This window comes from Arthrobacter sp. H14 (genome assembly GCF_000520495.1).
In the GTDB taxonomy this organism is placed as follows: domain Bacteria; phylum Actinomycetota; class Actinomycetes; order Actinomycetales; family Micrococcaceae; genus Arthrobacter_C.
In genome coordinates this window covers 74,759-85,923 of sequence record NZ_KI914704.1, presented here as the reverse complement: position 1 = coordinate 85,923, position 11,165 = coordinate 74,759, and the positions used below count along the sequence as shown (strand labels likewise).

The following is an 11,165-nucleotide window of genomic DNA, read 5'->3' as shown; positions in this document are numbered from 1 at the left end:
CGAACCGTTGCGCGATACGGCGCCGCTGTACCTGCGCGAATCCGATGCCAAAGTGCCCGGCCCCAGGAAGCGCGCGCTGGAAACGGAGAAACGATGACCGACCGGCAGACCGGGCAGATCCGGCCGATGACGACGGCGGACGTGGCAGCCGTGAACGCGCTGGAACAGGAGCTGTTTCCGACCGACGCGTGGCCGGAGCAGATGTTCCATGACGAACTGGCGCAAGCCAGCACACGCTGCTATCTGGTCGCCGAGGACGCCTACGGCCGTATCATCGCTTATGCCGGCCTGATGGCGGTGCAGCCAATCGCGGACATCCAAACCATCGCCGTCGTCCCCCAGCGGGAAGGCCAAGGCATCGGCACCCTGCTGCTGACCATGCTGATCGACGCGGCCCGTGATCGTGGCATGGCTGATGTGATGCTTGAAGTCCGCTCCGACAATCCACGGGCGCGGGCGCTGTACGAACGGTTCGGTTTTGAGCAGATCCACGTCCGCCCGCGCTACTACCGGGACGGTGCGGACGCCTTGGTGATGCGGCTGATCCTCAGTATGAGGGACGGAGCCACGTGGTGAATGAACCTTTGGTGCTCGGCATCGAATCGTCCTGCGACGAAACCGGCGTCGGCATTGTCCGCGGCACGACGTTGCTCACCAACACCGTTTCCTCATCCATGGACGAGCATGTCCGGTTCGGCGGCGTGATTCCGGAAATCGCCTCGCGGGCGCATCTGGACGCGATTATCCCCACACTGGAGCAGGCGCTCGCGGACGCCGGAGTGGAACTGGACGACGTCGACGCCATCGCCGTGACTTCCGGTCCCGGGCTCGCGGGCGCCCTCATGGTCGGCGTGTGCGCCGCGAAGGCCCTGGCCGTCGCCACCGGAAAACCGCTCTACGCCATCAATCACCTGGTTGCGCATGTCGGCGTCGGCCTCCTCGAATCGGACCTGTTCGACGGCGGGAAGTTGCCGGAGAACCTCGGCGCGCTGCTGGTCTCCGGCGGCCACACGGAGATCCTGCGGGTGAAGCACATTACCGACGACGTCGAGCTGCTTGGTGCGACGATCGACGACGCCGCGGGGGAGGCCTACGACAAGGTCGCTCGCATCCTGGGTCTCGGCTATCCCGGTGGCCCCGCCATCGACAATCTGGCCAAGGAAGGCAATCCGCACGCCATTAAGTTCCCCCGCGGGCTCACGGCACCGAAGTATCTCAAGCTGAAGTCCGAAGGCGGACACCGGTACGACTTCTCCTTCAGCGGGTTGAAAACGGCGGTGGCGCGTTGCGTCGAGCAGTTCGAGGCCGGCGGCGGCGAAGTTCCGGTCGCTGATATCGCGGCATCCTTCCAGGAGGCCGTGGTCGACGTCATCTCAGTCAAAGCCGTGCTGGCCTGTCGGGAGAACGGCATCACCACGCTGCTGCTGGGCGGGGGAGTCGCGGCGAATTCACGGTTGCGTGCGCTGACCGCCGAACGCTGTGCCGGGGCGGGAATCGAGTTGCGGGTTCCGAAGCCCTCACTGTGTACCGACAACGGAGCGATGGTCGCGGCTCTGGGTGCTCAGGTCGTCATGAGTGGAGGCGCGCCGTCCGGCATCGGCTTCGCTCCGGATACCTCGCTGCCGGTCACCACCGTCAGCGTATAGGGACTTCACACCGACCGGCGCTAAGCTCTTTCCATGCCGGTTTCCCCAGCAGTGCTTCCGCAGCCGACCATTGCTGCCAGGCTTCGCGCGGCCGGCTGTGTGTATGCCGAGGAAGAGGCGGAACTGCTGGTTTCCGAGGCCGGGACAGCCGCCGAACTCGCCGCCATGGTTGAACGGCGCGCTTCCGGTCTGCCGCTCGAGCAGATCATTGGCTGGGCCGGGTTCTGCGGTTTGCGGATAGCAGTGGAACCCGGGATCTTCGTTCCCCGGCGCCGCACCGAGTTCCTGGTAAGCCAGGCGATCGACCTTGTCAGCGGGGACGACGGTGCCATAAGCGGAACTATCGATGCCGCTCGGCGTCCGGACGACGCCGGTGACACCCGTACCAAGGCGCGGACCGTCGTCGTCGATCTCTGCTGTGGTTCCGGCGCCGTCGGAGCTGCGCTCGCTGCAGACCTGGATCACGTAGAGCTTTACGCCGCCGATGTGGATGCGACAGCTGTGCGGTGCGCCCGGCACAATACCGCCGACGCCGGTGGCCGGGTGTTCCAAGGCGACCTCTATGCTGCCTTGCCGGCTGAGCTGCGCGGACGCGTCGACCTCCTGGCCGTGAATGCGCCGTACGTACCGGCTGACGAGATCCGGTTGATGCCTCCTGAAGCGCGCAACCACGAGCCGCTGTTTACCCTCTCCGGCGGAGCAGACGGGCTGGATGTTCAACGCCGGGTGGCCGCCGAGGCGGCACTGTGGCTTGCGCCGGGCGGTCATCTGCTGCTCGAGACCAGTGAACGCCAGGCCCCTGACACCATCGGGATCATGGAGGGCAACGGACTGGTCCCACGAGTGGAGCGCTCCGAGGAGCTGGACGCCACCGTCGTCGTCGGGACACGGGCTGAGCACTAGGCTCTAACCATGCCGATTGAATTCCGCCCGATGACAGCCGCCGACGCTGATGCCGTTGTCCGCTTTCTCAGCTCCAACCGTTTTCCATTTCACGTCTTGGCTGAACCCTCCGAGGACCAGGTGCGTCCAGGCGTCGAAAAGGGGCGGTTTTGGAATGAGGACTCGCAGGGATACTGGATCGACGACGACGGTGCACGCATCGGGATGGCCGTCCTCCAGGATCTGCAGGATGACACGCCGATGTTTGATCTGCGCTTGGAAGAGAGCCAGCGCGGAAGGGGCAAAGGAACTGAGGTTGTCCGCGCACTCTGTGACCTGGTGTTTACGTCGATGCCCCGGATCCTGAGGTTTGAAGGCCAGACGCGCGAGGACAACATCGCCATGCGGAAAACATTCCTACAGGCCGGATTTCTCAAAGAAGCCCATTACCGCCTTGGCTGGCCGACCCACGACGGCGGTCACGTCGCCTCAGTCGGCTACGGCATACTTCGCCAGGACTGGGAAAGCGGCACCTCCACGCCCATAGATTGGGAAGACCTCGCAGGCTAGTGCTTTTTGGCTCTTCCACACCTGCCGTTTTTGATCGATAATCGGAGCGCGTATTCAATCCAAACGAGGAGATCAGGCATGAGCGCACGACTCAATCCGTACATCAGCTTCCGCGATACTGCCCGGCAAGCGATGGACTTTTACCATTCTGTATTTGGTGGAGAACTGACCCGAAGCACCTTCGGTGAGTTCCACGCGAGTGAGGATCCAGCCGAACAGGACAAGATCATGCACTCGATGTTGGAAACTGACAGCGGCTTCACGCTGATGGTTGCGGATACCCCGAACGGTATGGACTACAACCAGGGCGCCAACATCTCGGTATCGCTAAGCGGCGGGCAGGACGCCGAGTCCGAGCTGCGGGGCTACTGGGAGAAACTGTCCGACGGGGGCAATGTGCAGGAGCAGCTGGCACAGGCACCATGGGGCGATTTCTTTGGCATGTGCACCGACAAATTCGGGATCAACTGGTTGGTGAACATCGCCGGTCCACAGTCGTAAATGGACCCCGATTAACGCTCGACTTACGGCTTAGGCTTATACGCCGCTGATGCCGAAGAGACCGATAATGAGGGCCATGATCACGAAAGTCACCAGTTCGTGGACGCAGTTCAATACCGTCAGACCGATTGGACGGCCTTCGAAAGCATCATGCGTGATGAACCGGGAGGCTGTGAACCCAGCCCAAAGAACCATGGCGGTAATGAGTGAGCTGACGAGAAAACTGCCTCCATAGAAGTTTTGGACTATGGTTGCGGTACCTGCGAGAATCCACGCGCTGATGTAGCTGACCACCAGCGTAATCAAAATCGGCTTGATGGCGTCCTTTGGATCGCCGCTTGGCCGGACTTTCGCGACGCGCATCCAGTAGTTCCCGAACACTTTCGGGGTGTACCAGATTGACCCGACCACCATGGTGGAAAGCGTTGCTATCAGGACCGCCCAGACGTTAATTTCCGGAATCATCGTTTGCTCCTCTGATGCATAGTTGTACACACATCTTGCAATCTAATCGCCGATTATCTGTGTCGCTGTGACCGCGTTGCCCCCACTCACCGTGTCGTCTGACAGTGCGGCGACCCCTTGTCGGGCTCGTGCCTGCACAAAGTGGCTCAGCCGAGCGTAATGAGGCCGACGGCCGCCCCCGCTCCTATGAGTCCTAATATTTGTCGACCCGTGAGTTTTTCGCGCAGCAGCGTGATGCCCAGCAGCACGGGGATCACGGGATAGAGAGACGACAGCACAACAGCGATCGTGGTGAGTTGCAGTTGCGCCGCCAGCATATAGAGGGTTAGCGCGAGCGCCGCCGTGCCGCCGATCAGGGCCGCAGCAAGCACCATCGACAGGCTTAGGTTCCGGAACCCGGAGAGTGTCCGCCGTGCCAACGGCAAAATGGCGATTGAAGCCGCGACGCGGCCGGCAACTATAGGCCACAGCCCAGCTCCATCGCCTGCCTGGGCGAGGGCTATGTACTGCAGGGCTATCCCAAGGCTGGAGAAAAGCGCGTCGAAGGCGCCGCTCGCATGCGTGGCGCCGGCGCGGCTTCTAGTGACGGAAATCAGCCATAGGGCCGGGATGGCAAAGGCGATTCCCAACCATGCGAGGGCTGATGGACGGTCCCCGAGGAGCGTGACTCCAATCAGGACGGGGATGGCGGTGCCTCCGACGGCGACGAGGGGAACCACTACGCTCATACTTCCGTGGCTGAGGCCGCGGTACAGGAAAACCATGCCCATTCCCGTGCCCACCCCGGATAGCGCGCCCCAGGCCACATCCTGCAGCTGAAGGTCAGGCGTCGGCACAAACGGTGCCACGGCCAGGGTAAGTATGAGCGCGCCTACCTGTCCGATAAGCGCAATCAGTGTGGGATCCGCCCGCCGCGACAAGAGCCCTCCGGCGTAGTCGGCGATGCCGTAAAACAGCGCCGAACCCAGCGCGAGTATGGCTCCCATTGGTCAGGCGCGCCTGGAAGGATTCATCTGGACTCCCGCGACGTGGCGGCCCGGGACCAGAACAAGACATTGAGCCAGACGGCCCTTCTGAGCGTAATTATTTTCGGCATAGTCGAGCAGCATCGACGCCCTGTTCCACCAAACCGCAGGAGCATCTCGCCATTGAAAACACCGCCGCCCCAACCACCGATCTCCGAACCCAGGGCGACTGCCAGAACGCCCGGCAAGTCCATGAGCCGGCCGCCCACATAGTCGAGGAAATCGGCGTCGTTCATAAAAGCGAGCTTACCCAGCGGAATCCATGATGGCCCCTTGCAGCCAGCGGTGATTCTGCCCCCACCGACTGCCATACTCTGACCATGACCGTTTACTTCGAGTGCACCACGCGGACGGCTATGGATAGAGCCGCGTTGTTCGATCTGTCCCGCAGCATAGACGCGCATGCCGGCTCCATGTCGCGGTCACGCGAGAAAGCGGTCGCGGGCGTTACAACGGGCCTCATTTCTTTGGGGGAGCAGGTGACGTGGCGGGCGTGGCATTTCGGAGTGCCGGTGCGAATGACCAGCCGGATTACCGCCATGGAAGTCCCCGATTATTTCGTGGATGAACAAGTCAATGGACCATTCCGGCATTTCAAGCATTTACATGAGTTCATGCACGACGGCGGGGCGACAGTAATGGTGGACCGTATCGAATTCTCGGCACCTTTCGGACTCCTCGGACTGGCGGCCGAAAAACTGTTCCTGGCCCGCTATATGCGGAAGCTCATTGAAAGCCGGAACCGATATCTAGTTGCGGAGTGAATCTGCGATGGCGTCGAGTCCGGCTTGGGCGCAGGCTTCATCCAAGCTGCCTTGAGGAGCTCCACCCACGCCAATGCCGGCAATTGAGGCTCCGTCCACCTTTATGCTGACACCTCCGCCGAGAAAGAGTGTGCCCGGAAGGTCGCTAATGGTGGGACCGTCGCCGGTGGCGGCCTCTGTCAGTTCGGACGTGTTGCTGCCGAAGGAGGCGGACGTATAAGCCTTTAGCCGCGCCGATTCCATCGTGTGTTCGGCAGCGTTGGCTCCCCGGAGCATTGCCTGGACTTGGCCGAATCGATCGACGACCGCCACCGAGACGAACGGTAGATCGTCGGATTGGCACTGCGCGAGGGCCGCTTCGGCTGCCTCCGTGGCGGCTTCGACGCTTAGGCGCGGCATGTTGAGAACGGCGTCACCACCGGAGTCGCCGGACGCGGACTCGTCCGTGGATCCGGTTCCCGACGCCGCCTGGGGCGTATTTCCATCAGGAGACCCGCATGCGGCAAGACCGACCGTGAGCACCGCAGCGGATGCGAAAGCGAAAGATATTTGGGGCAGATTGAGCGGGGCCATGACAATCCTCAGTTGGAAGGAAAAAGCACTGACATGACTAGTGTCCTGCTACATCTGTCTTCCGTATAGATCTCTTTCAGCCTATTTTGAGCTTGCCCGACCGCGGTCAGATTTGGGCTCAGCCGGCTGAGGCTACAGCCTGCAGGGGAACCGCCGCACCTGACTTCCGGCGGACAGCCAGGAATGCCGAAATCCGGCGCACAGCCTCTTCAATGTCCTCGGTCGCCGGCAGAATAACGAAGCGGAAGTGGTCAGGCGCTCCCCAGTTGAATGCCGTTCCATGTGAGACCAGGATCTTTTGTTCCTCCAGCAAATCGAGCACGAACTGTTCGTCGTTGGCGAAAGGATAGACCTCGGGATCAAGCTTGGGGAAAAGGTAGAGGGCGCCCGCCGCAGGCACACAACTGACTCCCGGGATGTCATTGAGCAGCTTCCATGCCAGGTCGCGTTGTTCGCGGAGGCGGCCGCCCGGCTTCACCAGTTCGTCGATACTCTGGTGCCCGCCCAATGATGTCTGGATGGCATGTTGGGCCGGAACGTTGGCGCACAATCTCAGGGAAGCGAGCAGTTCCAACGACTCACGGTAGGCCGCCGTCGCAGCACGGGGACCGGTGAGTGCCACCCAACCGGCACGGTATCCCGGCATCCGGTAGGCCTTCGACAGGCCGCTGAATGTCAGGCAGCAGATGTCTTCCGCCACAGAGGCGGTGTGGATATGGACTGAATCTCCGTAGAGGATTTTCTCGTAAATTTCATCGGAGAACAGCACCAGGTCGTGCTTGCGGGCCAGCTTCGCGAACTGCTCGAGAATAAAACGGGGGTAGACGGCCCCGGTGGGATTGTTCGGGTTAATGATCACTATGGCGCGGGTGCGCTCGGTGATCTTTGCCTCGACGTCGGCCATGTCCGGCCACCACTGGTTGTCCTCGTCGCAGACATAATGAACTGCGGTTCCGCCACTGAGGGTGACGGAGGCAGTCCACAGCGGGTAGTCGGGAGCGGGGATGAGGACCTCGTCACCGTTTTCAAGAAAGGCCTGCAGAGTCATTGAAATAAGTTCGCTGACCCCGTTGCCGACGAATACGTCCTCGACGCCAATCTGCATCAGCCCCCGCGTCTGGTAGTACTGCGAGATGGCGGTACGGGCGGAGAAGATGCCCTTCGAGTCGCTGTACCCCTGGGCCCCAGGAAGGTGATGGATCATATCCATCACGATCGACTCCGGCGCCTCCAGTCCAAAGGGAGCGGTGTCACCGAGATTCATGCGCAGAATCCGCTGACCTTCGGATTCCATCTTCTTGGCGGCATGGAGAATCGGCCCCCGCAGTTCATAGCGGACGTTCTCAATCTTGCTGGAGTGCTGCATAGGACGCATACCCTATGTTTTCATACCCCAGCAAAATTCCTTTAGTCAGTGACCTACCTTGCGGCGGCCGGCCATGCCCTCGGCGACGCCGATCAGAGCGACGGCAGCGATGACGGCCACGATGAAGCCGACGACGTTGAGCTCAAAGATGCCTCCGGTGCCCAGCAGGTTGGCGATGAGGCCGCCAATGACTGAGCCGGCCAAGCCGAGCAGCAATGTAGCAATCCAGCCCAGGTTCTGCTTGCCGGGCTTAACCAGTCGTGCGAGGGCGCCGATAATGAGTCCGGCGATGATAAATCCGATCATGGCATGTTCCCTTCCTAGTCACGATTCCGGCTTGGGTGCCGGATGGTGCTGCAACTCCTGCAGCCACTCCTGTCGATCCTATGCCGATCGTCACCGGTTGTCGTCAACTGAACTGCGGAACCTTTCCCAGGCTGATTGCCTCGTCATCCCCAATGCGGCGCCGATTTTGGCCCAGCTAATCCCGCGCCCGCGGGCTAGATCCACCCATGCATGCAGCCTGGTTTCGACCTGGCCTCCGACAACAGCAATTTCCGGAAGATGGCCGAGGAGTTCTTCATCGGTCATGTTCCGCCAACGCGCATCCGGGCTCGATGATTCGAGAGCGGCCGTTCCTGGCTTAAGGATGCCGGCCGCGTGTTGCACGCAGTGCTCGCAAATAGCCACCCCCGGTCCCGCTACGAGCCGGCATGTTTCCGAACGGGGAAGGGCGCAAAAACTGCAGAAAGTGGGATCCGGTCCATCCTGTCCATCCATCAGAGTCGTCGTCCTTTCTAAATCAAATGCGGAAAGTAGCCCAATCATAGTTGCTTTGTAAGGAGTTGCCTGACAATCTGTCAGGTATGTCCTTACGTCCCGACCCTTCTCCACAAGCAGGTGCGCTTCCAGAGGTCTCCCGGTTCCTACGGGGCCGGGGATTCCGTAACCTGTGGGCATCGGGGGCCGTCGAAAGTGCGGGGGACGAGGCCAGTAGAACGTTGGTGCCGATTATCGCCGTCTCCATGCTGGGGGCCAGCGCCTTCGACGTCGGTGTGATCAATGCATTGGGACTGAGCGCTTTTCTTGTGCTGGGTGTACCGATCGGGGTCTGGGTCGACCGTATGCGCAAGCGGCGCATCATGATTGCGGCCGATCTCTGCCGTGCAGCAGTGATCGCTTCCCTGCCAGCGGTTTATCTTTTCGGCGCTTTGACGATTTGGCATCTCTTTCTTGCCGTGGCCGTGATCAGTGTGGCCGACGTATTCTTCACGACGGCTCATAGCACGTTTCTTCCTCTCATCGTGCGCCGCAACGACCTCAGCGAAGCGAATGCAAGACTCCAGTCCGCCCAAACCGCAGTCACCGTCGCTACGCCTGCTTTAAGTGGCGCGCTACTCAGGATTGCCGCCGCACCGCTGGCCTTGTTCACGGCATCGGTCTCGTACACCCTCTCGGCGGTGTTGATCGGAAGGATCAAGCACGTTGAGTTTGTCCCGCCGACGGAGGGCAGGCCAGCGCCCATCATCGCCGCCAAAGAGGGGATCTCCTTTACTGTGCGGCACCCGATACTGCGACCGCTCTTCCTCTCCGGAATGATAATTAATACCGCAGCAATGTTCGGCAACGCTGCCAGTGCTGTCTATGCCCTGACTGTGCTCGGAATCAGCCCTGGGGTTTACGCCGCGGTTGGTGCGGTCTCAGCTCTGGGTGGCCTGAGCGGTTCAGTCGTAGCCGTACCGATACTGCGCCGTTTCGGCATCGGTCGAACCAAGATCGTCACGAGTCTGGCCGCGCTGCCAGTCATCTCCCTTCTGCCCCTGGCCGGGGTTCTTCCTTACCCGCCGGTCATTTGGGTCGGTGTTTCCGGATTTGGATGGGCGAGCCTCATCGTGATGACATCCATCGCTGGCTCGGGCATCACACCCCGCGTCACTCCTGCCCGAATGCTTGGCAGCGTCACAGCCAGCAGCCGGCTCTTCGTCCTTGGCATCATGCCGGTAGCGAGCCTCATTGGGGGCGCCATAGCCGCGTGGGCCGGCGTCGTACCCGTCCTATGGGCATGGGCTGCCATCGCCGCGGTATCAGCGCTGCCCATCATCTTTTCGCCCATTCGGCGCTGGAAGAACTTCCCTGAGGAGCTCGATGTCAATATGCCGGACTGATCAGTGGAAAGGAGGTAAGCGGCCGACCCTGCGCGATGGGCGCTCCGGTCTTACTCCAGTCCGCCCCCCGCCATGAGGTTCTCCGGTGCGCAATGGAGGCGGATGCTATCCCAGCGGCAGGCTTACGCCTCTCCCATCATCAGTCCCTCGATGGAGTGCTTCTGCGTGATGGGCGTCAGCTCATCCACCACTGGGCAGACCAGATGGTCCCGGACGCGCTGGGGAAGCTGCTCGTAAAAGTCCTTCGTCACGGCCATGTCGTGATGCTCTGCGTTCCCGGCCCCGGGAGCATCCATGCCGAGAACGAGGACCGGGCGCGACTTCTGCGACTGGTTCTTTGTTCCCCGGTGGATGGTCAGCGCCGACCGTGCGGAAATATCGCCCTGTTTCGGATATTTCCGCACTGCCAGTGCTTCGTACCGGTCATACGCGGACTTCGGCGGGAACATTTCGTGCTCAAAACCGTCAGGCAGGTCCCACTGGGTTCCCGGCGCAATTTCGAAAGGCCCCATATCCTCTTCGGTATCAACCGCCGTCGCGTTGAAGGCCAACGATGTCAGCCTCTTGTTCAACCGGGTTTCCTCCGGCATGGGGAAGTCACGGTGCCACGGCTGGTTCATGGCGCCGGGACCCGGGACATCGAATCCGAGTTCGACGATCTGGTAGTCCGGGCCCAGCACGGCTTCGCTGACCTTGCGGGCCCACGGATGATCGACAAGCTCCAGCCATCCCCTTAACTGCTCCGGGTGAATCTCGACGTAGTAACGCTTCGGCCCGCGGCCGACTGCCCCGTTGGGTCGGGACAAAGCCTCCTTGAAAGCGATGTCGATATCCTCGCCAAGCCGGGCTGCCCATTCACGGGAGAAGGCGCTCTTTAGGCCGATAACGCCATCGGTGTAGAGTCCGGTGACCGCCGCCGCGGTCTCGTCATCCGCCCCCGCAGGGACCGGGATCGACACTGATCCCTGAGCATTGGTTACATCCGTCATCGGGTTCTCCTCTGTCTCTTTCTTACTCCGTGATTGAGCCGGTTTTCATCCGCTCCACCAGATCCTTTACGACGGCGCGAAGGTTGCCGCCATTGGCCAGGGCCACTTCGCGCTGATGCTGGTAGCCGGCACCGCGCTGGATGATCTTCTCGACGTCGGCAAGCTCATCCACACAGCCGAGTTTCCTGGCGACAGGCTCGAGCCGGTTGAGTTGTTCCA

At 61.4% G+C, this 11,165-nt stretch carries 15 protein-coding genes and 1 pseudogene; 7 read left to right on the top strand and 9 right to left on the bottom strand.

Going from position 1 to position 11,165, the window contains the following annotated elements; all coding sequences use genetic code 11:
• The first annotated feature begins 93 nt into the window (after positions 1-93).
• The 5 genes from rimI to Y707_RS0121360 all read left to right on the top strand — a co-directional run bounded on the left by rimI (position 94) and on the right by Y707_RS0121360 (position 3,599).
• Positions 94-576, top strand: coding sequence for a ribosomal protein S18-alanine N-acetyltransferase (gene rimI / locus Y707_RS0121380; RefSeq protein WP_026536557.1), 483 nt, complete (start codon positions 94-96; stop codon positions 574-576).
• Positions 573-1,646 carry a tRNA (adenosine(37)-N6)-threonylcarbamoyltransferase complex transferase subunit TsaD gene (gene tsaD, locus Y707_RS0121375; RefSeq protein WP_026536556.1) on the top strand — a complete coding sequence of 358 codons (1,074 nt, stop codon included), beginning with the start codon at positions 573-575 and terminating at the stop codon, positions 1,644-1,646. Before rimI ends, tsaD begins: the two co-directional genes overlap by 4 nt.
• Positions 1,647-1,679: 33 nt before the next feature.
• Entirely contained in the window at positions 1,680-2,549 is an 870-nt protein-coding gene (locus tag Y707_RS0121370) for a putative protein N(5)-glutamine methyltransferase (protein WP_026536555.1), read from the top strand.
• Positions 2,550-2,558: 9 nt separating this feature from the next.
• On the top strand, positions 2,559-3,098 hold the full coding sequence (locus Y707_RS0121365; protein WP_026536554.1) for a GNAT family N-acetyltransferase: 540 nt from the start codon (positions 2,559-2,561) through the stop codon (positions 3,096-3,098).
• Positions 3,099-3,176: 78 nt separating this feature from the next.
• Positions 3,177-3,599: a VOC family protein gene (locus Y707_RS0121360; RefSeq protein WP_026536553.1), complete on the top strand. Its 423-nt coding sequence runs from the start codon at positions 3,177-3,179 to the stop codon at positions 3,597-3,599.
• 36 nt (positions 3,600-3,635) lie between these two features.
• On the opposite strand, the gene Y707_RS0121355 is transcribed toward Y707_RS0121360, so the two are convergent.
• The 3 genes from Y707_RS0121355 to Y707_RS28300 all read right to left on the bottom strand — a co-directional run bounded on the left by Y707_RS0121355 (position 3,636) and on the right by Y707_RS28300 (position 5,400).
• Entirely contained in the window at positions 3,636-4,064 is a 429-nt protein-coding gene (locus Y707_RS0121355; RefSeq protein ID WP_026536552.1) for a DUF1761 domain-containing protein, read from the bottom strand.
• A 146-nt stretch (positions 4,065-4,210) separates the two neighbouring features.
• Positions 4,211-5,050: a DMT family transporter gene (locus tag Y707_RS0121350; protein WP_026536551.1), complete on the bottom strand. Its 840-nt coding sequence runs from the start codon at positions 5,048-5,050 to the stop codon at positions 4,211-4,213.
• A 23-nt stretch (positions 5,051-5,073) separates the two neighbouring features.
• Positions 5,074-5,400, bottom strand: coding sequence for a hypothetical protein (locus Y707_RS28300; protein WP_026536550.1), 327 nt, complete (start codon positions 5,398-5,400; stop codon positions 5,074-5,076).
• Positions 5,401-5,409: 9 nt separating this feature from the next.
• Here Y707_RS28300 and Y707_RS0121340 point away from each other — a divergent pair, with 9 nt between their 5' ends.
• Positions 5,410-5,853: an SRPBCC family protein gene (locus Y707_RS0121340; RefSeq protein ID WP_026536549.1), complete on the top strand. Its 444-nt coding sequence runs from the start codon at positions 5,410-5,412 to the stop codon at positions 5,851-5,853.
• Here the strand turns inward: Y707_RS0121340 and Y707_RS0121335 are convergent.
• From Y707_RS0121335 to Y707_RS33600, 4 genes are all read right to left on the bottom strand, one after another.
• Positions 5,839-6,426, bottom strand: a complete 588-nt coding sequence (locus Y707_RS0121335; RefSeq protein ID WP_035783109.1) for a GlcG/HbpS family heme-binding protein — start codon at positions 6,424-6,426, stop codon at positions 5,839-5,841. The genes Y707_RS0121340 and Y707_RS0121335 overlap by 15 nt on opposite strands.
• A 118-nt stretch (positions 6,427-6,544) precedes the next feature.
• Positions 6,545-7,801, bottom strand: coding sequence for a pyridoxal phosphate-dependent aminotransferase (locus Y707_RS0121330; protein WP_026536547.1), 1,257 nt, complete (start codon positions 7,799-7,801; stop codon positions 6,545-6,547).
• Positions 7,802-7,837: 36 nt separating this feature from the next.
• Positions 7,838-8,098, bottom strand: a complete 261-nt coding sequence (locus Y707_RS0121325) for a GlsB/YeaQ/YmgE family stress response membrane protein (protein WP_026536546.1) — start codon at positions 8,096-8,098, stop codon at positions 7,838-7,840.
• A 90-nt stretch (positions 8,099-8,188) separates the two neighbouring features.
• On the bottom strand, positions 8,189-8,572 hold the full coding sequence (locus tag Y707_RS33600) for a ClpX C4-type zinc finger protein (RefSeq protein WP_026536545.1): 384 nt from the start codon (positions 8,570-8,572) through the stop codon (positions 8,189-8,191).
• 86 nt (positions 8,573-8,658) lie between these two features.
• On the opposite strand from Y707_RS33600, the gene Y707_RS0121315 reads away from it, so the two are divergent.
• Positions 8,659-9,957 (top strand): MFS transporter, encoded by a 1,299-nt coding sequence (locus tag Y707_RS0121315; protein WP_081745072.1) that lies wholly within the window; start codon positions 8,659-8,661, stop codon positions 9,955-9,957.
• 122 nt (positions 9,958-10,079) lie between these two features.
• On the opposite strand, the gene Y707_RS0121310 is transcribed toward Y707_RS0121315, so the two are convergent.
• Together Y707_RS0121310 and Y707_RS28295 are read right to left on the bottom strand one after the other, a co-directional pair.
• Entirely contained in the window at positions 10,080-10,946 is an 867-nt protein-coding gene (locus Y707_RS0121310; RefSeq protein ID WP_026536543.1) for a phytanoyl-CoA dioxygenase family protein, read from the bottom strand.
• 22 nt (positions 10,947-10,968) lie between these two features.
• A pseudogene (locus tag Y707_RS28295) lies at positions 10,969-11,165 on the bottom strand (glutamate--cysteine ligase); the annotation flags it as partial.